20 protein-coding genes, 1 tRNA gene and 1 other annotated feature are annotated in these 24,613 nt (G+C 54.2%); of the genes, 12 read left to right on the top strand and 9 right to left on the bottom strand.

The features are described from left to right. Window positions 1-37: 37 nt before the first annotated feature. Entirely contained in the window at window positions 38-565 is a 528-nt protein-coding gene (locus BQ5353_RS01995; RefSeq protein ID WP_054330957.1) for a TetR/AcrR family transcriptional regulator, read from the bottom strand. A gap of 110 nt (window positions 566-675) precedes the next feature. On the opposite strand from BQ5353_RS01995, the gene BQ5353_RS01990 reads away from it, so the two are divergent. From BQ5353_RS01990 to BQ5353_RS01975, 4 genes are all read left to right on the top strand, one after another. After that, a complete protein-coding gene (locus BQ5353_RS01990) occupies window positions 676-1,425 on the top strand; it encodes an EFR1 family ferrodoxin (RefSeq protein ID WP_054330958.1) in 750 nt (249 codons plus the stop codon). 462 nt (window positions 1,426-1,887) lie between these two features. Beyond that, the gene (locus BQ5353_RS01985) at window positions 1,888-3,033 is read left to right on the top strand and encodes an ABC transporter ATP-binding protein (RefSeq protein ID WP_071427218.1); all 1,146 of its coding nucleotides are present in this window, start codon (window positions 1,888-1,890) and stop codon (window positions 3,031-3,033) included. Beyond that, on the top strand, window positions 3,017-4,609 hold the full coding sequence (locus BQ5353_RS01980) for an ABC transporter permease/substrate-binding protein (RefSeq protein WP_231358519.1): 1,593 nt from the start codon (window positions 3,017-3,019) through the stop codon (window positions 4,607-4,609). Before BQ5353_RS01985 ends, BQ5353_RS01980 begins: the two co-directional genes overlap by 17 nt. Before the next feature lie 363 nt (window positions 4,610-4,972). After that, entirely contained in the window at window positions 4,973-6,967 is a 1,995-nt protein-coding gene (locus BQ5353_RS01975) for a hypothetical protein (RefSeq protein ID WP_071427217.1), read from the top strand. A gap of 148 nt (window positions 6,968-7,115) precedes the next feature. Here BQ5353_RS01975 and BQ5353_RS12860 read toward each other — a convergent pair whose 3' ends face one another. The 6 genes from BQ5353_RS12860 to BQ5353_RS01950 all read right to left on the bottom strand — a co-directional run bounded on the left by BQ5353_RS12860 (window position 7,116) and on the right by BQ5353_RS01950 (window position 10,871). Further along, window positions 7,116-7,268: a hypothetical protein gene (locus BQ5353_RS12860; RefSeq protein WP_153801613.1), complete on the bottom strand. Its 153-nt coding sequence runs from the start codon at window positions 7,266-7,268 to the stop codon at window positions 7,116-7,118. 192 nt (window positions 7,269-7,460) lie between these two features. Then, window positions 7,461-8,633, bottom strand: coding sequence for a DUF1266 domain-containing protein (locus BQ5353_RS01970; protein WP_071427216.1), 1,173 nt, complete (start codon window positions 8,631-8,633; stop codon window positions 7,461-7,463). Beyond that, window positions 8,626-8,811 carry a hypothetical protein gene (locus BQ5353_RS01965; protein WP_071427215.1) on the bottom strand — a complete coding sequence of 62 codons (186 nt, stop codon included), beginning with the start codon at window positions 8,809-8,811 and terminating at the stop codon, window positions 8,626-8,628. Before BQ5353_RS01965 ends, BQ5353_RS01970 begins: the two co-directional genes overlap by 8 nt. 6 nt (window positions 8,812-8,817) lie before the next feature. Beyond that, entirely contained in the window at window positions 8,818-9,303 is a 486-nt protein-coding gene (locus BQ5353_RS01960) for a hypothetical protein (protein ID WP_054330962.1), read from the bottom strand. Window positions 9,304-9,383: 80 nt separating this feature from the next. Beyond that, on the bottom strand, window positions 9,384-10,016 hold the full coding sequence (locus BQ5353_RS01955; RefSeq protein WP_054330963.1) for a TetR/AcrR family transcriptional regulator: 633 nt from the start codon (window positions 10,014-10,016) through the stop codon (window positions 9,384-9,386). A 183-nt stretch (window positions 10,017-10,199) separates the two neighbouring features. Beyond that, the gene (locus BQ5353_RS01950) at window positions 10,200-10,871 is read right to left on the bottom strand and encodes a stage II sporulation protein M (RefSeq protein WP_071427214.1); all 672 of its coding nucleotides are present in this window, start codon (window positions 10,869-10,871) and stop codon (window positions 10,200-10,202) included. Between the two features lie 145 nt (window positions 10,872-11,016). On the opposite strand from BQ5353_RS01950, the gene BQ5353_RS01945 reads away from it, so the two are divergent. The 8 genes from BQ5353_RS01945 (at window position 11,017) to BQ5353_RS01905 (ending at window position 21,857) form a co-directional block, all read left to right on the top strand. Next, window positions 11,017-11,093 (top strand) — tRNA-Val (locus tag BQ5353_RS01945). A 1,273-nt stretch (window positions 11,094-12,366) separates the two neighbouring features. Beyond that, complete coding sequence (locus tag BQ5353_RS01935; RefSeq protein ID WP_071427213.1) at window positions 12,367-13,746, top strand: amidohydrolase; 1,380 nt, start codon at window positions 12,367-12,369, stop codon at window positions 13,744-13,746. A 219-nt stretch (window positions 13,747-13,965) separates the two neighbouring features. Beyond that, window positions 13,966-15,345, top strand: coding sequence for an amidohydrolase (locus BQ5353_RS01930; protein ID WP_054330966.1), 1,380 nt, complete (start codon window positions 13,966-13,968; stop codon window positions 15,343-15,345). Window positions 15,346-15,612: 267 nt separating this feature from the next. After that, entirely contained in the window at window positions 15,613-16,977 is a 1,365-nt protein-coding gene (locus BQ5353_RS01925; protein ID WP_071427212.1) for a M20 family metallopeptidase, read from the top strand. Continuing rightward, window positions 16,940-17,230: a hypothetical protein gene (locus BQ5353_RS01920; protein WP_152916798.1), complete on the top strand. Its 291-nt coding sequence runs from the start codon at window positions 16,940-16,942 to the stop codon at window positions 17,228-17,230. Before BQ5353_RS01925 ends, BQ5353_RS01920 begins: the two co-directional genes overlap by 38 nt. After that, window positions 17,205-17,442 (top strand) — a binding site (T-box leader). Its footprint overlaps the gene before it by 26 nt. A 618-nt stretch (window positions 17,443-18,060) precedes the next feature. Next, window positions 18,061-19,287 (top strand): hypothetical protein, encoded by a 1,227-nt coding sequence (locus tag BQ5353_RS01915; RefSeq protein WP_233424488.1) that lies wholly within the window; start codon window positions 18,061-18,063, stop codon window positions 19,285-19,287. Window positions 19,288-19,371: 84 nt separating this feature from the next. Beyond that, a complete protein-coding gene (locus BQ5353_RS01910; RefSeq protein WP_054330970.1) occupies window positions 19,372-20,595 on the top strand; it encodes a metal-dependent hydrolase family protein in 1,224 nt (407 codons plus the stop codon). Window positions 20,596-20,633: 38 nt separating this feature from the next. Further along, window positions 20,634-21,857, top strand: coding sequence for a metal-dependent hydrolase family protein (locus BQ5353_RS01905; RefSeq protein WP_071427211.1), 1,224 nt, complete (start codon window positions 20,634-20,636; stop codon window positions 21,855-21,857). Window positions 21,858-21,915: 58 nt separating this feature from the next. Here BQ5353_RS01905 and BQ5353_RS01900 read toward each other — a convergent pair whose 3' ends face one another. Then, complete coding sequence (locus tag BQ5353_RS01900; protein ID WP_083386344.1) at window positions 21,916-23,040, bottom strand: nuclease-related domain-containing protein; 1,125 nt, start codon at window positions 23,038-23,040, stop codon at window positions 21,916-21,918. Between the two features lie 60 nt (window positions 23,041-23,100). After that, entirely contained in the window at window positions 23,101-24,504 is a 1,404-nt protein-coding gene (gene gndA, locus BQ5353_RS01895; protein ID WP_071427210.1) for an NADP-dependent phosphogluconate dehydrogenase, read from the bottom strand. Between the last annotated feature and the right edge of the window lie 109 nt (window positions 24,505-24,613).

The following is a 24,613-nucleotide window of genomic DNA, read 5'->3' as shown; positions in this document are numbered from 1 at the left end:
ATTTTCCCCCTAGGCCCGAAAAGGCGGGAACTTCTAGTCAACGAAGGCCGTCCGCAATGCGTAAAAATTCATCGGCCATGGCTTCGGGACTCTCCTTGGTTCCACCCTCCAGCCAATGAAGCATCATATTGTAAAACGCCCCGGCGTAGTAGTACAGCTCATACCGGCTGATGGAATTGGCCGGCATATCCCCGCAGGCATCGATTTCACAGTCGGTGATGATTTCCAGGAGAGAGGCGGTCACCTTTGCGTGGTGGAATGCTAAAATTAGGCCGGCATGTTGCTGATAAAACCGGAATTTGTAAAGCATCAACTCCCGGCTGTGGAAGTCTTCCGGGATAGGCGGCTTCCCATCATGGTATTGCTGGGAAAGCTGCTGGATCCCATAGTGGACGATCTCCTCCGCCGACTTAAAGTTCCGATAGAAGGAGGCTCGGGCTACCCCGGATTTTTCAATCAGCTCAGTGATTGTCACCTTGGAGAGATCCTTTTGCCCAGCAAATTCCATTAGTGCGGTAAACAGCCGGTCTTTTACCTGTTGATTGGCCAGTTTTCGTTTGTCCATGAAACAAATCGCCCCTTTTTGTATCAGGTTAGGTGGTTGACAGCGGAAAATGATATGATACAATATGTATCATATTAAAAAGGGCTGCAAATGTCAACAGGAGGAATACTATGATTTTTTATTTCAGCGGCACCGGCAATAGCCAATTGGCGGCCAAGGAGATTGGCGCAGTCACAGGGGAACCGGTAGTTTCCATCAACCAACTGCTAAAAGAGGGGGCAAAGGGCTCTTTTCAATCGGATGGGCCGCTGGTGTTTGTCACCCCGACCTATGCCTGGCGCATGCCAAGGGTGGTGGAGCAATGGATTCGCGAGGCCCACTTTGAGGGCAATCCCAATGCGTATTTCGTACTGACCTGCGGCGTGGGCTGCGGCAATGCAGCGGCCTATGCCCAAAAGCTCTGTACCGAAAAAGGGCTGCGTTTTTGCGGGCTCGCCCCGGTGGTCATGCCGGAGAATTATCTCGCCATGTTTGCAACCCCCAGCGAGGGGGAGTGCCAGGCCATTCTGGAAAAGGCCGTGCCGGAGATTCAGATTCTCGCCCAGAGAATCCAGCGGGGGGAAAATTTCCCCGCTGTTCCAGGTTCGGCAAAGGATAAGCTATTAAGCGGGCCAGTCAACACCTTGTTCTATCAATTTGCGGTGACGGATAAGGGGTTTACTGTGTCAGACAGCTGTATCTCCTGCGGGAAATGCGCACAGCGATGCCCCCTTGGCAACATTGGCATAGCAAGCGGAAAACCAGTTTGGAAAGGGAATTGTACCCACTGTATGGCCTGCATTGCAGGATGCCCCACCCAGGCGATTGAGTACAAATCCAAATCCAAGGGGCAGCACCGCCACTACATTATGGAGGACTAATGCCGGGAGACCGCAGTGAAGGGCGAGGGAGAATCTATGGAGGAACACATCATTACAAGTGGACCAGCTGCACCGGGTTCGGCCTCCCCCAAAAGCGTTGCTCCAAAGTTCGGGGGGAGGGTTCAGTTGAAGACTTTCCACCCCAAATTGGATGGCAGAGACCTGGAGGATATTCCACGTATCCCGATGGCGATGCCAGGGTATGATAACCGCAAAAGAAGAAGGCATAGGGAAAACCGCTCCAAGAATTGGGGCGGTTTTTTGTTTTGCCAACAGCCAATACTAAAAAATTGTATTTAGACTTTGTTGACGCTTTGATCACAATTGAGAAGTGAGGCCTGCTTTATTTGATGGAGTCTTTCACATTATTGCAGCAACTTAATTCAATCTTTTAATATTTTTACATCGTTTTAATATCAGGTGTGATATACTTTTGAAAACGAAGCGAGGAGGCGCATGGGAATGATCGAGTTCAAAAATGTCTATAAAGCATACAAAAACAAACCGGTGCTGTCCAACATCAGCCTCACGATCCAGGACGATGAATTCTTTGTTTTAATTGGGTCCAGCGGGTGCGGCAAAACCACCCTGTTGAAGATGATCAACAAACTCAATAGCATTGACCAGGGGGAAGTCCTCATCGACGGCATCTCTGTGGAAAGAATACCAGAGGTGGACCTGCCCCGGCGGATCGGATATGTGGTCCAGGAAGGAGGGCTTTTCCCCCATATGACCATTGGGGACAACATCGCCCTCACCATGCAGCTGGCGGGGATTCCCAAGGAGCGGATTTTGCCCCGGGTCAATGAAATGCTGGAGATGGTCTCCCTGGACCCAGGCACCTACCGGGATTTGTACCCATCCCAGCTCTCTGGCGGACAGCGGCAGAGGGTCGGTGTGGCCCGGGCTTTTGCCCCCGATCCGCCCATTATCCTGATGGATGAACCCTTTTCCGCCTTGGACCCGGTCACCCGGGGAGAATTGCAGGACGAAGTGTTTAAACTGCAGAAGCGGATGAACAAAACGGTGGTGTTTGTCACCCACGACATGGATGAAGCCATCAAACTGGCGGACCGCATCTGCATCATCCAAAGCGGGCATATCGTCCAGTGCGACCGGCCGGAGGAGATTTTGAAGCACCCTGTCAACAACTATGTGGAGGAGTTTATCGGCAAAGATAAGTTGTGGAGCAACCCGGAATTTGTCAAGGCAGAAGACATCATGCTGAAACGGCCAGTGCAGGCATCTGCTGACCGGACGGTGGTGCAGGCGATTCACATTATGGGCCATTACAATGTGGACAGCCTACTGGTGACAGAGGATGGGAAGCTGAAGGGCATTGTCTGGATCACCGACCTGAAAAAAATACAAAATGGGAACGACCGGATCAGCGGCTATGTTTCCGACGACTACATCTCGGTGTTTACCGACACCTCCCTCAAGAAGATTTTATCCACCATTGACTACAACAGCTCCGGAATCATCCCGGTTATCGACCGGGAAAACAACTTGAAAGGGTTCTTGACCAAAGGGCGGATGCTCTCCATCCTGAGCAGGCAGTTCACACCAGAGGGATCGGCAGAAGAGAGGAGTGGTATCATTGGCTGAGTTTGTACAGCTGTTCCTAGATCGTAAAATTGAGCTGTTGGAACTGTTCATCGAGCACATGAATATGACCACGCTGGCGGTTTTTATCTCCCTGGCTATCGGTGTCCCGGTGGGCATCCTCATCACCCGCAGCAAGCCAGTGGCCCAGGTGGTCATCGGCGCTGCCAACGTCATGCAATCCATCCCCTGTATTGCGCTGCTGGCTTTTTCGGTGCCCTTTGTGGGCATCGGCACCAAACCCGCGATCCTAATGGTCATTGTGTATGCCCTTTTGCCTATCATCAAAAATACATACACCGGCATCATGAGCATCGACCCCAAAACCATCGAGGTGGCAAAGGGGATTGGCATGACCAAGTGGAAGCGGCTGCTGCGCATTGAAATCCCCATCGCGCTGCCTTTTATCATGTCGGGCATCCGCATCTCCGCTGTGGCGGCAGTGGGCACCATGACCATTGCGGCCTTTGCCGGTGCGGGGGGCCTGGGTTGGTTTATCAACCTGGGGCTCAACTCCCAAAACATCGACCTGGTGTTGCTGGGGGCTATCCCCGCCTCGCTGATGGCTTTGGGCCTTGATTTCCTGTTGGGCCGTCTGGAACACGCCATCACCCCCGAAGGTCTGCGTCCGCCGGAATTGATCCAGAACATCTCTAAGGAAAAGCGCCGCCGGGAGCAGGTGGTGGCCTTTGGCCTCTGCGCCCTTCTGGTGCTGCTGCCAGTGGGTTTCTCGGTGGCCGAGGCGGTGGACAGCCAGGGCAAAGACAAAATTGTGGTTGGGTCCAGCAACTTCACTGAGGTGATGATCCTCGGTTATATGTACAGTGACCTCATCGAATCCAACACCGACATCGAGGTGGAGGAGCGGTTCAACCTCAATGGCGGCGTAGTCTGCTTCAATGCCATCCAAAATGGGGACATCGACATGTTTGTGGAGTACACCGGTAGCATCCTGCCCAACTACCTCCACGAGACCATCGACACCAACGACCCCCAGGCGGTGTATGAGAAAGCGGCGGAGCTCCTCAAACGGGACTACAACATCCTCTTGTCGGAGCCTTTGGGATTCAACAACACCTATGTGATGAGCGTCCGGCCCGACACAGCGCAGAGATACCAGATTCGGACATTGTCTCAGCTGATGCAGGCGGCGCCCCAGCTTCGGCTGGGCTGCACGGTGGAGTTTATCCAGCGCGGTGACTGCCTACCCTTGTTAGAGGAGCGGTTCGGCACCTCCTTCCAATCGGAAAAGGGATTGGACAGCAGCATCCGCTACCAAGCCATTGCGGCGGGGGAGATCGATGTGATCGATGCCTTTGCCACCGACGCCCTGTTGGAAAAACAGGGTTTGACCCTGATTGAGGACGATGTGGGATTCTTCCCGCCCTATGATGCGGTCAACCTGGTGCGGCAGGAGACTTTGGACAAATACCCGGAACTGGAGCCGGTCCTCGCCAAGATGGACGGCCTCTTGGATGAGGAGACCATGCGCGCCCTCAACGCCAAGGTGGATATTGAGGGCATGGATGCCAAAGATGTGGCCCATCAGTTCCTGGTGGAAAAAGGATTGGTGGCGTAACTCCTCCCGAAAAATACAGCACTCCATTGAGAAAATCCCCCTGGCCAACGGTTGGCCGGGGGGATTTTTGCAGCTCGCCGCAGAAAAATTACAGCCGGACCAGATTTCTGTGCCACAATAGGGGAGATTTTTTGCACAATGAGAATAGGAGGCACGCGCTGGGCCGCCCTGGTGTTGCGCAGAAATGTTTTTAAAACCCTTCCTGTTCTGTGCAGTTGATGATACAATTGGGATAACAGAGGGGATTGGCGCCGGTTCAGCGGGGCTGCCCTCCACAGGGGCTGTACCCGCTAGCGGATAAGATGCCGGGACCGCTCAGTGCTGTAATTGGTTTGCTGTGAGTAGGAGAGGAGGATAACATCTATGAAAAAAAGGTTTCTTCGGGGAGCGGCACTCCTGTTCGCCCTGATTGTAGTCGGGGTGCTGGGGGCCTGCGGCACTGGCGGCGCTGAAACAAAAGCGGTCCCCGTTCCGCAAGAGGTGGAGGCCCTCGCCGACCGGAAGGCGGACGCCGACCTTCTGGTGTCGCTGGACCCCCAGGTCACCCGGGATGACTTGGGGGTGACAGTGGACATTGCCCCCCATAAATTCCGGGAGATTCTGCGGGTGCTGATCGGTGCAGAACTGCGCCCTTGCCAAGAAGGGGAGGATGCGCTGGACATCTCCCATCCCTTTACCTTGTCGTTCACCTTTGAGGGGAAGGAGTACCGCTATTCCTTCTCCCAGGAGAAGATCGTCGCCAACGGGGCCGACTGTTATCCAGAGAACCCAGCGGCGCTGGCGGAGCTTTATGAGGACGCAGAGTATGAGGGCATTCTGACCGAGGAGCTCTATTATCTCCGGCAGGACATGGGCTTTTCTGCCGAAGATGTGGAGTCGGTGGAATTTCTACATGGCAACATGCTCAAGGAGGAAAAAACGAGTCTCTCCGACCAGGCGTCCATTCAAACGGCCCTGGACAGCTTGGGGGGAATGGTGGTCTGGCGCCTTTCCCCGGATGTGCCGCCCAATCCCAAGACCGGCGGTTCTGTCACCTGTACATTCCGCCTCAAGGATGGCGCCTACTGGCATTATCAGACGACGATTCCCCAGTCGGTGGACACCCAGGGAAATGTGACCCTCTATGGGGAAGCCTCCGGCTACGGGGAGCTTAGCACCTTGTTCGGCGATGTGCAGGGCGGCCCGGTACTGACCGTTTCCCAGGCAGGAATCCAACTGCCCGTCCACCAAACCGCCTTGGACTATGAGGGCAGTTTTCGCGCCACCACCTTCCCCGACAGTTTCCAGTGGCTTTTTTACGGCGGTGGGGAGCCGGTAGTCCCGCCGGGAGGGGACGCCGTCTGCACGCTGGCCTTTGCCAGCACGGAGGGGGAGCCTCTCATCCCGGATACCGTCGCAGTCGCCCTGTGGCGGACGGAGGATGACTTTGGCACGTTGACAGCCCTTCCGGAAGCGGAGTATTCAGACGGCAGGCTGGCCCTGCCCAACGCTGAAGGGAAATACTATGTCCGGGTGCAGGCTCAGTTCCCCAAAGGCTCGGCGGAATACTATTTTTCTTACCGGGTCACCGGCTTCCCCGCCTTTTTCTGGGATATTGAGTACGGCAACGGCGAGGGGGACGTCCTCTTCACCCGGAAGGATACCGGGTTACAAATCCCCGGCGGCCAAAACCGCCAGTATGTCAACTTCATCCTCTCCCTGGGGCTGGAGAAGGGGGAGCCTCAGCCGCTGGAAGTATCCCAACCGTTCTCCATGGAATTCTCCCACCAGGGGGAAAAGGTGGCGTTTGAGTTCTCTTCCCAAGGGGTATCCATGGACGGGGAGCCTTGCACGGTCCGCCACCCGGAAAACATCGCCCAGCTCTACCTCCCCTTGACGGCGGAAAACGCATACCAAGTCGGAGACGGCCTTTTGGACTATGGCCTGCGGGGGTTTCTCACCAAAGAAGTGTCCTCTTTTTCCGGTGCGTTCCCCATCGAGAAGGGGGAACTGGAATCGGTGGAGGTCACCGAGGAAAAACCCCGGGAATTCACTGTTTTTGACCTGACTTCTGGGTTAAAAGAGGATCTATCCTGGATGGACCACATCATTTTGGCGCGGGAGTGGTCGGAAAGCGACCACTACTGGCCGCGGCGTTTTTTCCTCTCTTATTGCATCACCCTCCAGGACGGGACTGTCTATGAACTGGGGGAGCAGCTGCTGAAAAATGGGGAAGAGACCGGCTGGTATGTGGTTTACAGCGACCTGCCGGAGGTAAAAGAGAAGATCAAAGGCATGGAGGGCCAGCCCTTCCAGAGGGAGGAACGGCTCCCCACGACCCTCACCGCAGACGACCAGGGGAACATCAGCTTCCATTAAACCCAAAACGGATTTTCCCTTTCCCAAGGGTGCGGCGCTGCTGCCAGGTCAACCCGGTGGATTTGGCAGCGTGCGGGGGAAGGAATCCCTCCAAAACAAGATAAAACCAAATGATAAAAGCGGGGCCAAACTGGCCCCGCTTTTGCGGTTAGTTCTTTTTGCTGAGATTGTCAACAAAGGCTTTCATCTGCGCCACGTCGCAGAACTCCACGCCGCTTTGCTTCATCGACTCCTGGACAAATTTCGGCAGTGAACAAAAATATTGCTCCATCTGGGAGTTTTGGTTATTCATGTTCTGCATGTTCCATCACCTCGTCCTTAGTATGGATCAGCAGGACGAGATTATTCTGTTTTAAAGGCAAGGAGTTTTTGAGAAAATGTACATGTTGCTGTTTGTTTTTTAAATTTCCAAGCCCATCCAAGGGAAAAGAGACCCTTTGACAAATACTGGAATGAAGCCCCAGTACCCTGCGGTTTGTTGCCGGGACCAATTTCACCCGCGGGGCTGGAAGCCGATCTTCCGCGGGGCGGGCCACGGACAGCCCCGCCACTGGCCGCCATCCCCTTTGCCAGTCAGGAGGTCGGTTGCAGCGTCGGCCAAAAAGCCAAGGTAGCTCTCTGCGGAACTGTCGCCGCAGAGCAGTTTCCACATCATTCCCCCCAAGAGATAGGATTCTGCGAATTCGCGCCAGCTGTGCAGTTCTTCTGCCGCTTTTTGGGAGAGTTCCCACAAGATTCCCAGGGCCTCGCCTTCGGTGATCCAGCCCAGGAAGCAGCCCCAGCGTGCCAGCATGGCCGCCCGGCCCACATCCCAGCCCACCAGGAATTCCGGGCCAAACCGCAGTTTGTACCACTGGGCGAACCGCCACCCCCGGCAGACGGAGGCACACTCTTCTTCATCGTCGGACTCCTCCATCAGCGCTTCTGGGGAGGACGCCTCGCCATACAGGCGGCAGCGCAGGACATACCCCTCCTCCGCCAAATACCGGATGGTGTCCAATAGTTCTCCTCTTCCGCTGATGCCCCAAGAGCGGCGCACCAAGGAGGCGATCTGCTGTTCCATCACCGGGATGTGTTCTTCCACATCCATACCGTCCAACCGGTGGTCGTTGAGGTGGGAGATGATGCCGGAGAGCAGGATGCCAAACTGCTCCCAACGGGGGTCGCCCTTTGGATACACAATGGGCTCCGGTTCCGGCAGCCTGTCGATTTGGGCCAGTTTTTCCTCTAGGATGCGGTAGAGTTCCTCCTCTAAGGCTTGGTCCAGCTCCGGATCCTCCTCTTCCATTGCCAATGTCTCCAGGGCGGCTGCCACCAGGGCTGTGTCATCGCCGAAGAACTGGTTCATCATGCCTTCCACTCCCAGGGCTGCCGCTTCCGCGACCTTTTCATCCACCGCCTTTTGGATCATCTCCTCGGTGGCAGCCATCTGCGCCATGACGTCTGGGCTGAACATCTGCCCGAGAATTTCCACCTGGCGCTGCTGGGCAGCTGCCTGTTCCGCGTCCTGCTGTTGGCCGGCCTCCCGAGCCGCTTGGGCCGCTTCCATGTCTTCTTGCATCTGTTCGGTGATCTTCCGGCTCTTTTCCATGGATTCGTTGAGCTGCCGGGATGCCGCATCGCTGGCCGCTTGGGCCCGCTTCCTGATCTCGTTTATATCAAACATCCTTATTCTCCTTCTTTTCCTGCTCCGGCGGAAGGGTGTGCCATACAATTGGCCTTTGCCTGCCAAGAAGCCGTTTTAGGCTGCCCAGCACCCCCTCTACAATGGAAAACCACATGTGGCCGAGGGTGGACAGCAGCACCAGAACAGCCAGCACAGCGCCGATTTCTCCCCACGGCATGACGCCTTACTTTGTTTGGAAGCGGTTGAGGAAGAAGTCGGTAAATGCCTTTACCGCCTCCTCTTGGGAGACATAGACATACAGTTTTTCGTCATCCAGCCAGTCGTAGATATTGATGCCGATGTAGCCTTTCCGGTCCGGGTAGATGATAAAGGCGTCGGTGGGGTATTTGTTGCGGTAGGCTTTGTGGATTTCCGACCGGCGGTAATAGGCGGGGTCGCCGCAGCCGGAAAGATCGGGGACGGTGGGCACCACCACAATGGTTTCACTCTGCTCGTTCCAGCCCACAATCAGGTTGCCGATTTTGGTTTTGCTTCCATGGACAAAACCGTAATTGAACCGGCTTACATCCTCGGTATAGCCATACACCAAATTGTAGTCATCCCCATTCTCCACCACGTGGTTGAACAAAGCCCGCATTTTTTGGCGGTTGGCCTCACTTTTTTCCAGATCTACTTCCGGTTCTTTGAACAGTTTGCTGAACAGTCCCATAATAGATTTCCCCCTATGTCGATTCATTTGTTTTTGAGAGTAATAAGAATAGATTGCGAAATATCCAAAGAAAATCAAGACTATGTGTCAAGGGCGCCGTTTTGCTGCTCCCGCAGCGATTCCATAAAATTGACCAACCCGTCGATTTGGAACTCGGCCATCGGGTCAGCGGCCTCCGGGAAGAGGAATGGCAGGCTGTCCGGGATCGCCTTGTGGACTATCACCATCGACAGTACCAAGTTTGCCAAAAGCTTTGTGGTTGCTTCATCTGAATGGATGCCGAAGGTCCTCAAAATGTCAGAAAAGAACCTAGGCAGTTTTTCTTGCAGCGCCCGATGCTTTTCCGGGGAAAGACGTTTAAATGTGGTCTGCTGTTCCTCCACCGTCATAATGGTAAAGCGGCCCTTATTGGTATAACAGCAGTCGTACAGGAACTGCTTGACCCCATCCCTCCAGCTCAAATGAGGATCTTCCATCAAACTTTTTGCATGTTGGAGGATTAGAGGTTGCTGCCGGTTGAATACCTGGATCATCAAATCCTCCTTTGCCGGGAAAAAGGAATAGAAAAAGGTTCGGGAGATTCCCACTTGGCGGTAGATCTGTTCGACAGTGGTATGCTGGATCCCCTGCTCTACAAATAAGTTGTGCGCTGTAGTGATCAGTTCCTCTTTGATTTTTTCCCGCTCCTGCTCAGAGTAAGCGACTTTCGGCATGTTGGATCACCTCCTTTTCTTGTACAAATAAATACAAAATAATTTTTATGTATTTATTTTACCATGCCAAAGGCAACTTGGCAAGGGTGGAATTTTATATCCTTAAGGAAAGACGCTCCCTGCGCCCTTTGGCCAATGCCTGGGCGGCAGGGAGCAGATATTTTGCGGGAAGAAGTCCCAGGATTATGGCATCGAGGCAAGCAGAATCACCGGAGTGATGTAGGTTTCGATCACGGCGGCGACGGCAAACAAGGGGACCATCCAGAAAAAGAAGAGGCGGACGATACTTTTGAGGGTGACGAAAAACTCCCCCGGATAGGTTTTGCGAAAAATCAGCCGGATGACGGTGAGGCACAGCCGGATTCCCAAAGAGATGCCAAGTGCCAGCGCGGGGATTTCAAAGATCCCATGGGGGAGGATGCCCGCCAAAAAGGGGAGGAGCCCCAACCCGGAAACCAACATCACCGCCCCCATCACCCCGACCACAACCCCATTGACAAACAGGGAATAGATAGGGAGAAACAAAAAGGGGATAATGCCCAGCCCAATGGAAAAAGCGCCCGCATTTACATTGTTGAGGAAAAGGGCCAAGAGGGAGATATCCCCGCCCTCGACAATCTCTTTTTCCGCAAACATGGCCGAGACCTGCTGCCATAACTCGGCTAAAACCTGCTGGTTGTTGTTCAACAGCACCATGGTCAGGGCGGTGATCAGGACCATGCCCAAAATGGTAAAGAGGAAGACCTTTTTGACTCGGGCACAAAAAAAGGCACCGGCCCCTCTCCACTGCAAAAATAGCCATTGCCGCCAGGTGGAAGGGGAGCTATCAAAGGGCCGCTGATCCGAATCGTTCATACACATGCCGCCTTTCAAACGGAGTTCTTTCCCTCTATTATAACGGATGGGGAATGGATTGACGAGCAAATTTTGTTTGAAAATTTTTCAAAAAAGGGATGGACAATCCATTCAAAAAGTGATATACTTTTAAACGTTCCACTAAGGAGGCGTAGCTCAGCTGGTCAGAGTGCCTGCTTCACACGCAGGAGGTCCACGGTTCGAGCCCGTGCGTCTCCACCAAGGAATGATCCCGCAAATCCTGATTTATACAGGGCTTGCGGGATTTTTTTGTTGTGCGGAAGGCCGGGACGGGAAGCCATAAAATCAGCAAAAATCAGGGGAGGACAGGGGCGGGCACGAACAAATCCTGAGGGATAGGAGGAACGCTACATCCAAAGGGCATAGCTCTCTAGGGGCATACTGCGCGGATGGAGTCCTTTGTGAGCAGAAGAAAAAACGTCCCCGGCCTGGATAGTCAGGTCGGGGACAAGCTGTATTTAGATGTGGAAAAGAAGCCCCCACCAAGGGGAAAGGAAAACCCCGGCCGGCTTTATCACCTGGTCGGGGCTTTCCCTACATATTGGTAAGTGTCAATTTATAGTATAAGCAAACGGTGGCAGTATGGCAAGAAAACGGACAAAACTGAACGCGCTATCCTCTATAGGAATGCCCGGACACTGCTTCGCCTCCCCCTGGAGGATGATCCATACGCGGCACATCCTCCTATTTGTCCGGATGCCAGCTGTGTGGTTGCAAAAGCCCTTCGAAGCATTTGTGGAAGAGGACAAGAACTTGCCGCGCAGTGTTTTGGAGCTGGGGGCGGGGATCAATTCCCCGAGGACAATACGCCACCTCTTCCAGTGGTTGACCTACCGGTGTCCCCAGGCTATGCTGACCTATTGCAACCTGGATTACCCCAAAGTCCCGGCGCCGATAGAAGGAAAATCCATTTGGTTTTTTATACATGGGGGAGCTGTTCGCCGAAATGACGAAGCTGTACATATCTGCCCCCAGGCGTGGGACCGGATGCCATACCCTTTGGACTTTGCCCGGCGGGGATGAGCCACCAAGTCTCCTGAGGAAGTACAGATGTAGGGAGAATAAAGCAAATAGGAATAAATCTCAATGTTAGCTGAGGGTATAGTTGTATAGGCAAAATGTAAAAATATTTTGCCCCTGCTTTGGCAGGGGCATTTTAAATGTGTATTTCAAGAGAAAACAGTAAAATTTTCCCCATTTTGGCAGCCGAAAAATATTGTTTGAAAATGTCTGCTTTTCACAAAAATAGAAAAAGGGCACAAATTTTCACCCCTTGTTCCTTGTAATCTTGTATAGGATCGGCTATAATGGACGGGTATTCAAGTCCCCCTGCCGAAGGGCGGATGCGCCATAAATACGGGGCTGTCCCTGTAGGGGAATAACGCCCAACGATTCATCTCTGAATCACAGTATGGCCACGCCTTGGCATCCGGGCCTTGCTCCTACAAACAAATACCATATGGAGGGAAAAAATATGATCGGTGAAATTGCTTATAAAGCAATCGAAGACAACCGTGCCAAATTGGTTGAGGTTGAAAAAAATATTTGGGAAAATCCCGAGGGCCCCTATCGCGAGTTTAAAGCTTGCCAGTGGACTGCCGACGTCCTGAAAGACGCTGGATTCGATGTGGAAATCGGTGTTGCCGGCATTCCCACCGCTATCAAAGCCACCTGGGGCTCTGGCCACCCGGTGATCGGCCTTCTGGGCGAATACGACGCTCTGCCCGGCATGAGCCAGACCCACAGCACCCACAAAGAGCCCATCGAGGGCCAGGCTTATGGCCAGGGCTGTGGCCACAACCTGCTGGGTGTTGCCCACCTGGGCGGAGCCATCGGCCTGAAAGCGGAGATGGAAGCCAAGAATCTGCCCGGCACTGTGGTGTTCTACGGCTGCCCCGCAGAGGAAGTTCTGACCGGCAAGCCCTTTATGGCCCGCGGCGGCGCTTTCGATTGCCTTGATATGTGCATCGCTTTCCACCCCGGCAAAGCCAACCAAGTCCTCTGCGGCAGCGCAGTGGGTATCAACTCGGTGAAATTCCACTTTAAGGGCAGAACTGCCCATGCTGGCGGCGATCCCCACAACGGCCGTTCCGCCCTGGATGCTGTTGAGCTGTGCAACGTAGGTGCTCAGTACCTGCGTGAGCATGTCACCAGCGACGTCCGCATCCATTACATTATCCTGGAAGGCGGCACCGCCCCCAATATCGTCCCCGATAAGGCTTCCACCTGGTACATGGTTCGCGCCCTGACCAGAGAGGCTGTCGTCGATGTGTATGAGAGACTGCTCAAGGTCGCCAAAGGCGCTGCTATGATGACTGAGACCGAACTGGAGATCGAGTACCTGGGCGGCTGCTACCCCACCCTGAACAACCAGGTGTTTGCAAAAGTTCTGTACGATGTCATGGGCAACACCCCCAAAGAGGCGTTCACCGAAGAGGAGAAGGCTTTTGCCCACGAGATCAACTCCGCTACCCCCAAGCAGTATGAGACCCAGCGCAAAGCTTGGAACCTGCCCGAAGGCACCGAGCTGCATGAGGGCCTGCTGCCTAACGTCCCCTTCAACAGCTATGGCTCCTATGACGTCGGCGATGTCCAGTACATCGTGCCCGGCATCATGTTCAATACCACCTGCAATGCTTTGGGTTCTGTCAACCACAGCTGGCAGACCACTGCTTGCGTGGGCTCCTCCATCGGCGAGAAGGGCATGATCTACGCCTCTAAAGTCATGGCGCATTTCTGCCTGAAAGTCATCGAGGACCCCTCTATCCTGGCGGCTGCCCAGGAGGAGTTCAAACAGGTGATGGGCGACAAGAAATACGTTTGCCCCATCCCCGCAGAAGTTCCCGTTCCGTAATCGAGAATAAAATTGCCAAAAGAGGCCGGAATATTCATTCCGGCCTCTTTTTTGTACTATTGAGAGCAATTGTTATATACAATAAAAAAATTATAAATAGTTGATAATTTTTGTTGTATATTTTTAAAAACTGCGATATAATGGGGGTGTAAGAAAAGTGCCTTGCCTGCAGTGGATGTAGGTGAACGATAAAAAACCATCTGTTAGGAGGAAATTAACATGCTTGGTCAAACCGCTTACAAAACCATCGAAGCCAACCATGACATGCTCAAGAAAATCGCCTTAGACATGTGGGCAAATCCCGAGGGCCCATATCGGGAGTTTAAAGCCTGTGAGTGGATTTCAGAAGCCCTGAAAAAAGCTGGCTTTGATGTGGAAATCGGCGCAGGCGGCGTCCCCACTGCCATCAAAGCTACATATGGTTCCGGTCATCCCGTCATCGGCTTCCTGGGTGAGTTGGATGCTCTGCCCGGCCTTTCCCAGGAACTTTGCACCGAAAAGAAACCCATCGAAGGCCAGACCTATGGCCAGGGCTGCGGCCACAACCTGTTGGGTGTCGCTCATCTGGGCGCTGTCATCGGCCTGAAAGAGGAAATGATTGAGAAGAACCTGCCCGGCACCATCGTTTATTACGGTTGCCCCGCTGAGGAGCAGTTGACTGGTAAATCCTTTATGGCCCGCGGCGGTGCTTTTGACTGCCTGGATTTGGCTATCCATTTCCATCCCGGCAAGACCAACACCGTGTCCCTGGGCACCTCCAATGCCCTGAACTCGGCAAAATTCCACTTTAAGGGCAGAACTGCCCATGCCGGCGGCGATCCTCACAACGGCCGTTCCGCTCTGGATGCTGTTGAGCTGATGAATGTGGGTGCCAACTACCTGCGGGAACATGTCACCAGCGACGTCCGCATCCATTACATCATCACTGAAGGCGGCACTGCCCCCAACATCGTCCCCGATAAAGCTTCCAACTTCTACTTCATCCGCGCCCAGTCCCGTGAAGTGGTGGAAGACACCTATGAGAGACTTTGCAAGATCGCCCAAGGCGCTGCCATGATGACCGAGACCGAGCTGGAGATCGAGTATCTGGGTGGCTGCTACAACACCCTGCCCAACAAGGTTCTGGGTAAAGTGGTTTATGACTGCCTGAAGGAAGTCCCTGTTGAGCCCTGGACCGAGGAAGAGCTGAAGTTTGCGGATGCCCTGAACAAGACAATGCCGGAAGTTTATGCCAAAAACGTGGCAGCATCCGGCGCCCCCGAGGGCACCATCCTCTTTGAGGGTGTTGAGGAGCCTAAGGCGGTCAACAGCTTTGGTTCCACCGACGTCGGCGATGTCCAGCACATCTGCCCCGCCATCATGTTCAACACCGCTACTTATAACATTGGCGCCCCTGGCCACTGCTGGCAGATCACAGCCAGCGCCGGTTCCAGCATCGGTATCAAGGGTATGCTGCTCGCTTCCCGCGTCATGGCTCTGTTCGGCTTGAAAGTCCTCACCGATCCTAAGATTTATGAGAAAGCCAAAGCTGAATTTGACAAGGCGATGGCAGGCAAAAAATACAAATGCCCCATCACTCCCGAACTGTTGGTTCCGTAATCCAAACAGGTTTACAGAAGGGATGGCCATTTGGCCATCCCTTCTTCTATGTTGCACAAAATTGAGTCGGGGAGATCCCGTTTCTTTATTGCAAAATGATGGGGAAAATGCTATACTGAACCTAGATTTCCCAGGAGGGGAAGGGGAGGGAAAAACTGTGATGCATCCCTTCTTTCTCCCGGGAGAAGAGCAGCAAAGAGCGGGAGAAATCCCCGCTATTTTACAGATTATGGAAAGGAAGTTGATGTTGTGTTAGGAAATACCGCCATGCAAGCAATCGACCAATACCGCTCCACCCTGGACCAACTTTCCAAGGGGATTTGGGCCCATCCCGAGGCCGGGTACCGGGAGACCTATGCCTGTGACGCAACGGCTAAAGTCCTGCGGGACGCCGGCTTTGAGGTGGAGATCGGCGCGGGCGGGGTGCCCACTGCCATCCGCGCATCTTTTGGTTCCGGCCATCCGGTGATTGGCCTTCTGGGCGAGTATGACGCTCTACCGGGTTTGAGCCAGGAGTGCTGCGGAACTGAAAAAAAGCCAGTGGAGGGCCAGGGTTACGGCCATGGCTGCGGCCATAACCTGTTGGGGGTCGCCCATGTGGGCGCTGCCATCGGCATCAAAGAGGAGATAGAGAAGAACCACCTGCCCGGCACTGTGGTCTATTATGGATGCCCCGGTGAGGAACTCCTGACTGGCAAGCCCTTTATGGCCCGGGGCGGTGCGTTCCGCGACCTGGACTTGGCCATGGCCTTCCACCCCAACACCAACAACTCGGCGACTATGGGGGTTTCCACTGCTCTCAATTCGGCGAAATTCCATTTTAAGGGAAGAACTGCCCACGCCGGCGGCGATCCTCACAACGGCCGTTCCGCTTTGGATGCCGTTGAATTGATGGACGTGGGCGCCAACTACCTGCGGGAGCATGTGACCAGTGACGTCCGGATCCATTACACCATCTTGGAGGGCGGCACTGCCCCCAACATCGTCCCGGATAAAGCCAGCGTGTGGTATTATGTCCGCGCCCTCTCCCGGGATGCGGTGGTGGATTGCTACGACCGGTTGGTGAAGATCGCCAAAGGCGCGGCCATGATGACCGAGACTGAGGTGGAGATCGAGTTTTTGGGAGGCTGTTACAACCGGCTCAACAACAAGGTCCTCACCGAGATGGTGGACGGCATTATGCGGGAGCTCCCCCAGGAGCCCTGGACCCAGGAAGAACTGGATTTTGCCAAAAAGCTCAATGAAAGCAGCGCTTCCCAGTGGAAAAAGTTCCTCCAGAAGCACAACCTTCCGGAGGATACCCAGCTCCACACTGGGGTGCTGCCCATCCAGTATGAGAATACCTTTGCCTCCAGCGACGTGGGTGATGTGGGGCACATTGTGCCTACTGTCAGCTTTACTACGGCCTGCTTTGCCATCGGTTCCCCCGGCCACAGCTGGCAGTTTACCTCCTGCTCCGGCAGCTCCATCGGTGAGAAGGGCATGATCTACGCGGCCAAGGTGATGGCAGTGGCCGGCGCTCGGATTCTGGAGAACCCGAAAATCGCTGAGGAGGCCATGGCGGAGTTCAAAGCTTCCATGGGCGGCAAAGAATATGTCTGCCCCATCCCAGATGAAGTCCCGCTGCCTTAATTTCCCGGGAAAAGGGCATTTTCTTGTAACAAATGAACTGAAGATGCAGGCTGCCGATTGCCGTCGGCGGCCTGTTTTTTCGATGGGATTTGGCAGCAGGGCAGACGGAAAGATAAGAGAGCTGGAGGGGATGGGGACAGGGAAATTCAAAATTTTTGAAGAAATTATGAAAAAACTATTGACAAACCAATTTGAGATTGGTATTATGAAAAACAACATAACAAAAGCAAAACGCAGTGACAAGGATAAGTAGCCAGTGTCAATGTCCATACAGAGAGCCGCAGGTAGCTGGAATGCGGTTGGCAGGCATTGTGTGAACTCACCTTCGAGTGGCCCGCTGAACTAGTAGTAGGTAGGGACGAATTCCCATCGTTACAGGGGAACGTGTTTTTTGACACGGCAAAGCGGCATGGTTCATGCAATAGAAGTGGTACCGCGGAAGTATATTAGGCTTTCGTCTTCTTGGATTACAAGAAAGACGAAAGCCTTTTTTATATCTCTCTCACTTGGGGTGGGCTTGCGGGCTGTGGCTAAACTGCTACCGGATTGCTTTTGGTTGTTACAGCGTCTAAGTGATAACATGTTAAAGTATTTGCAATCTTCTTGGTGATGTTGTGCAGATTAGGGCAAAGCCCTATGCAGTGTGAAAAGATTATGGACAATATGACAAAAGTGTGTATAAGCATTGACAAATCCTGTTTTTTGCAACATAATAGATGATAATTTATCACATAAAAGCGCTACAGTTTAAAACGTTAAATTCTTATTGGCACCAATCACACCTGGGAATGGGCACTGGTTTTGAATCTTTCCAAATGGCTGCTGCAAACAGATGCAGTCTAAGGAGAAGGGGGTGAGGGCATTCATTACCGGAGACATTCGTGGCGGAGAGGCTGATCTATCGGATGTAGGCGACTATACCCACTTTCGAAAGACCCTAGATCATCTCCTAAGAGCCAAAGAGCACGCTTATAAACCGTCGAACGTTACGCATTTTCTTGCAGCAACCCGTTGGTTTTGGGTGCCCAGCCATCCCGTGGTGTTTGGATATTAAACCGAAATTTTTAAGTTAGGGTGATTCAATTGTTACAACAGTTAACAGCAAATTTCTGGAACCCAGTTACCTGCTTCATGGTCTGTGTCCTGATCTATGTAGCCGGTGAACAGCTTTCCCGCTTGAGCAAGGGCAACATCTCCTCTTTGATGTTTGCAAGCTTCTTTTTCCTGATTGGTTTCTGGACCGTTCTTCCGCCAGACGTCACCACCAAAACCGGACTGCCCGCCTTAGCAAGCAACTTTGTAGTGGCGTTGCTCATCACCAACCTGGGTGCCAAGATCAGCTTGGAAGAGCTGCTCGCTGAGTGGAAGACCGTTGCCATCGCTGTTCTCGGCCTGGGCGGTATTGCCTTAGTGGCCTTCACCGTAGGCACTTGGATGTTTGGTCAGGAATACGCGCTGACCGCTGCTCCGCCCATCTCCGGCGGTACCATCGCCGGCGTCATGGTTCAGGCTGCTGCTGCGGACGCTGGCCGGCCGGAACTGGGGGCCTTCGCCGTACTGGTGCTTTCTTTCCAGAAATTCTTCGGTATGCCCATCGCAACCTTGGGTATGAAAAAAGAGGCCAGCCGCAAACTGGCAGCGGGCGATTTCGACCGAGACATCAGCGTGTCCAGTGGTTTGAAACTCCCCTCTATGCGCATCTTCGGCGAGACTCCTGCCTACTTCAAATCCGATAACTCCTACCTCTTCAAATTAGCTTTTGTAGCCACTTTGGCTAACTTGGTTGGCCTTGCAACCCGCATTCCCGGCGATGGCCCCGCAAACTACTGGCTGAACCCCAACATCGCATATCTGCTGTTCGGCCTGATCTTCGCCCGGATCGGCTTCCTGGAGAAAGACTCCCTGGCCAAATCCCATTCCGGCGGCTTGGGCAACCTGGCTTTGATGATTATGCTGCCCGGTTCCTTGGCTTCTGTCACCCCCTCTGGTTTGATGGAAATGATCTTCCCCCTGTTCGGCATGCTGGCCATGTCTACTGTTGGCATCGTCTTCATCGCTGTTATCGTTGGTAAAGTGGTCGGTTACTCCCCCTACATCTCTGCCGCCATCGCCTGTACCTGTATGATCGGCTACCCTGGCACTGAGATCCTGACCAATGAGGTGGTCAACTCCTACACCGACATCACCCCCGAACAGCGGGAGAGAATGAGCGCTTACCTGATGCCCAAGATCATCGTCGGCGGTTTTGCCACCGTTACCGTGGCTTCCGTTATCTTCGCCGGCATCATCTGCCCCATGATTTTCGCATAATTCATCCATACTGTATATTGAGATTGACCGAAAAAAGGTACAGAGATACATAGATGTACTTTGAAACAGAAAGGGTGTACATGAATGGCTAAAACAGCTGTAAAATGTTCCAAAATGTTCGATTCCACCACCGGCACAGTGCTCCATGACCAGGTGATTTTTGTTGAAGACAACAAGATTGCCGACGTCGTCCCGGCGTCCCAGGCGGGTTCGCTGGAAGGGTGCGAAGTCATCGACCTGACCGGTAAATTCGTTACCCCTGGACTGATTGACTGCCATGTGCATCTCGGGAGCAACGGTGAGGGCAACTCCTCCGCCCAGCGGCCCTACCAAACGGTTGGCGATGTGACGCTTAACTGCCTCAAACACGCCCGTCTGGATCTGATGGCCGGATTCACCACCTTGCGCAGCTGCGGCGACATGGGATATGCCGCCATCGCTGTCCGGGATGCCATCAACAAAGGGAAGCAGTGGGGTCCCCGTATCATGGCTCCCGGTTCCCCCATCAGCACCACCGGCGGCCATGCGGACAGCCACTATAACCCCTATATCTCCGAATCCATTCAGCCCGGCGCTGTAGGCGACGGCCCCGATGAACTGAAAAAATGCGTCCGCATGAACATCAAACACGGCGCGGACTGCATTAAATTCATGGCCACCGGCGGCGTCATGAGCCGCGGCACCACTGTGGGTGCCCAGCAGATGACCTATGAAGAGATGAAGGCCATCTGCGACACCGCTAAGATGTACGGCCTGATCACCGCCACCCATGCCCATGGGACCAGCGGCATCAAGGACGCCATCCGTGCGGGGGTCACCTCGGTGGAGCATGGCATGATGATGGATGAAGAGTGCATCCAGCTGATGAAGGAACATGGGACCACTTTGGTTCCCACCATCATCGCTGCGGAGCGCATCATCGTCAAAGGCGCGGAAATTGGCACCCCCGATTGGGCCATCGCCAAGGCGAAACAGGTGTATGCCCGGGCGAAATGGGGTTTCCAGCGCTGCATGGAGGAGGGGATTCCGATCGCCTTCGGCACCGACTCTGCGACACCGTACAACTTCCATGGCAAACAGGCGTATGAGTTCGAACTGATGATGGGCTGGGGTATGACAGCGCTGCAGGCGCTGACTGCCGCCACCAAAACTGCATCCGAGCTGATTCGCAAGAACGATACCATCGGCTCCCTGGAGAAAGGCAAATTTGCGGACATCGCTGCCTTTGACGGGGATCCCACCGAGGATATCAAAGCCATGACCCGTTGCTGCTTCGTCATGAAAGACGGCGTGGTTTACAAGGGCTAGTTTGTACCGAAAGGTGTATCAAAGAGAGGAGTGTCATCATGTCCAAAAAAGCGTTACAGTGTTCCAAGATGTTTGATTCCGTCAACGGCACCGTTGTCCGCGACGTTGTGATTTTTATAGAGGGCGACCGAATCACCTCGGTTGAGCCCGCCGCCACCGCCAAACTGGATGGGTGTGAGGTCATCGACCTGACCGGCAAGTTTGTCACCCCTGGCCTCATCGACTGCCACATGCACATCGGCATGAACGGCGCAGGCAGCAGCCTGGGCACCAAGCCCTACACCTCACTGGGGGATGCGACCATGGAGGGGCTCACCAATGTGTACAGCGACCTGATGGCCGGATTCACCTCGGTCCGCACCTGCGGCGACATGGGCTACAGCGATGTGGCTATCCGCAACGCCATCAACCGGGGCGATTTCGCCGGTCCCCGCATGATGGTGGCAGGTTCCAACCTGTCTTCCACTGGCGGCCATTCCGACACCCATTACAACCCATACCTCCATGAGGTGGAAGTCCACTCCGGCGTCGCCGGCGATGGTCCCACCGAGATGGTTAAACTGGTGCGGACCAACATCAAACACGGTGTGGACTTCATCAAGTTTATGGCCACCGGCGGCGTCATGAGCCTGGGCACCACCGTGGGCGCACAGCAGATGAGCTATGAAGAGATGAAAGCCATCTGTGACACCGCTAAAATGTACGGCATGATCACCGCTACCCACGCTCACGGCACCAGCGGCATCAAAGATGCCATCCGGGCTGGCGTCACCTCGGTGGAGCACGGCATGCTGATGGACGAAGAGGGCATCCAGCTGATGAAGGAACACGGAACCACTTTGGTTCCCACCATCATCGCCGCCGAGCGGATCATTGTCAAGGGCAAAGAGGCAGGCACCCCCGATTGGGCCATCGCAAAGGCCAAACAGGTATATGACCGTGCCCATTGGGGTTTCACCCGCTGCATGGAAGAGGGCATCCCGATCGCCTTCGGCACCGACTCCGGCACGCCCTACAACTTCCACGGCAAACAGGCCTATGAGTTTGAGCTGATGGTGGGTTGGGGGATGACTCCCCTTCAGGCGCTGACCGCCGCCACCAAGACCGCTTCAGAGCTGCTCCGCAAGCAGGATGAGGTCGGTTCCATCGAGGCCGACAAATACGCTGACGTAGTCGCTTTTGACGGCGATCCCACAGAAGACATCAAAGTTATGACCAACTGCACCTTTGTCATGAAGGGCGGAGAGGTTTACAAAGCGTAACAATTGAATCCCTGTTAAAAATCCCCCCAGCGATGTTAGCTGGGGGGATTTTGTTTGCCTATCGTCTTTTATAGCCCCTGGAGACCACAAAGGCCCGGCGCTCCTCTTTGGTGTACTGCGTTGCGGGGTAAAGGAGGTCTGCCATCTGGTCGATCTGTTCCTTTGAGTACAGGTTTTCCGACGCCGCTGCCCGCAGATCCTCCACCTGGCACGGGTAGAGGATGGCGTGGGGGAAGGTCAGGGTGGGGCAGTCGTAGAAGCAGTCAATCCCACTTTCATAGTTGGCCATAAAAATAGCGTTTGTGTAGGTTGTGCTGTCTGCTAAACTGCTTATTGAAGAGCCAATATGGCTGTTTATATAATTTTGCAGCACAAAAATATGAGTTTCATTCTGCATAATGGGATTTCCCATAGGATTCTCACATCCCGGCAGGATCTGGACCCATTTCGGATCAGAGAGGTTGCCGCGCAGCCGGCCTCCTCGATTCTTGCTTTCCACCACCATGATGCGCCCAGGGGTGAGACAGATCAAATCGATTTCGGAGAAATCGCCGTTTTCACGGGGGATGATGGCGTTCATCAAAACCCGATTGTAAACGGGAAGGTCTGAAAAATACAGGTAGGCGAGGAACTCCCCACAAAGTCCTTTATCTGCGACCATCTCGTGGAACGGGATGTGGGTCTGCCTGTAGTATTCTGTGTCCTTATAATGAAGGACCTTCCACAGCTTTTTTCTGTCATATAAATACAGAAGGGGGGCCAGGGCCATAAACGCAAGGAGCAGGATGTAAAACACAACATCCAAAACCGCCAGCAACCCTTTTTCTCGCCAGGCCGTCTGTAGATACGGCCCAAACAGCAGCCCAAAAAGGAATGTCGAGACGCCGATGCAGAACATCGGAAAGAGTTGATATATTTTGAGGGCGTCGATGTGAAAAGCTCTGTTTAGCGAGTCTTTTTCTGATTTTTGGACAACGCCGCGGCGGAACATCCCTCCTGCAAGATAGCGGCAGGAATAGCAGGATAAAAGCACGGCTGCCGTGCATAGCAGGGTCCAGCGCGACACTGCAAATATGGCTGCCAATACAGCTAATGCCTTTATAAAAGGAAAATTTCGCGCTGCTTCTGTGCGGGTGCTTGCATTCATTTCTCTCCTCCTCCTCCCCCTGACCGATTTCTGCATCGAAGGATCTTTTTCAGGGATTTTTCTGTTGTTTTTTTTGTCTGTCTGCTATTTGGCTAGTTATTCCTGCCAATTGGTATGGAAATCCCCCTCCCGGTCTGTCCGGCGGTAGGTGTGGGCGCCGAAGCAGTCCCGCAGTCCCTGGATCAGGCCCACCGGCATGGGGTCGGTGTGGCAGCTGTCATAATAGGTGAGGGTGGAGGAAAGAGCGGGGACCGCCAGACCGTGGATGATGCAGCGGCCCACAATCTCCCGCCAATCAGCTTCTTTTTGGGCGAGGGCGGGGGCGAATTCTTTGGATAGAACCAGATTGGGGCAATCTTGAGGGCGGTGGAACGCCTTGGCGATGGGCTCTAAGAGATCCGACCGGATGATGCAGCCGCCTCGCCACAGGTTGGCGGCGTTCTCCAGGTTGATGTTCCAGCCAAAGTCCGCGGAAGCCTTGCGGATGATCTCCATCCCCTGGGCATAGCAGCAGACCATGGCGCAGTATAGGGCATTTTCCAGCTTTCCGCCTATGTTTTCCACCGAAAATACCTTGCGCACCGGGGAGAGCTCCCCGATCTTTCTGCCCAGGGATCGGGTGGCTTTCTCTTGGGAGAAGAACCGGGCGTACACCGCCTCCGCGATGGTGGGGGCATACACCCCCCGGGTGATGGATTCCATCATGGTCCAGCTTCCGGTGCCCTTCTGCTGGGCGCTGTCCAGGATTTTGGGCAGGAGGAACTGCCCATCCTCATCCCGCTTGCGGAGCACATCGATGGAGATGTCGATGAGGTAGGAGCGAAGAGGCCCGTCTTTCCACCCGGCAAAGATGGCGGCGATCTCCTCTTGGGGGAGGCCCATCCCTTGGGAGAGGATGTGGTAGGTGTCGGCCAGCAGCTGCAAAATAGCGTATTCGATGCCGTTGTGGACCATTTTTACATAATGGCCGGCGCCAGCCTGCCCCACATATTCGCAGCAGGGCTCTCCATCCACCTGGGCGGCGATGGACTGCAAAATCTCCCGGCAGCGGATCCAGCCTTCGTAGTTCCCTCCGACCATCATGCTGGGGCCGTACAGCGCCCCCAGCTCCCCGCCGGAGACCCCCACCCCCAGGTATTGGATCCCCTGTTCCGCCAAAGCGGCGCCCCGTCGGGCGGTGTCCTCAAAATGGGAATTGCCCCCGTCGATGATCACATCCTCCGGCTCCAGATAGGGGAGGAGCTGTCCGATGACCGCATCTACCGCTTTGCCGGCGGTCACCATTAAAAAGATGACCCGGGGCTGAGAAAGGCTGTGGACAAAGGCTTCTTCGGTGGGGAAAACCTCATAACGGCCCAAGGGGGCTTCTACCCTAAAGGCGGCCCGTTCGGCCTCTGGTTTGCTGTAGAGGGCTACATCGAACCCGTGCTGAATCATATTTTTGGCCAGGCTGCTGCCCATGACCCCAAGGCCGTAGAGGCCGATTTCATACTCCTGCATTGAAACAACTCCCTTTTGGTTGGATTCTTCCCGCAGCGGGGAAAACACTCTATTTGTATTATAGGGGAACAGCCGGGGAAATGGAAGGATTTTTGCCTCTTTTTGCACA

Origin of the sequence: Merdimmobilis hominis (assembly GCF_900104615.1) — a bacterium.
In the GTDB taxonomy this organism is placed as follows: domain Bacteria; phylum Bacillota; class Clostridia; order Oscillospirales; family Ruminococcaceae; genus Merdimmobilis; species Merdimmobilis hominis.
This window is presented reverse-complemented; position numbering and strand designations above follow the sequence as displayed.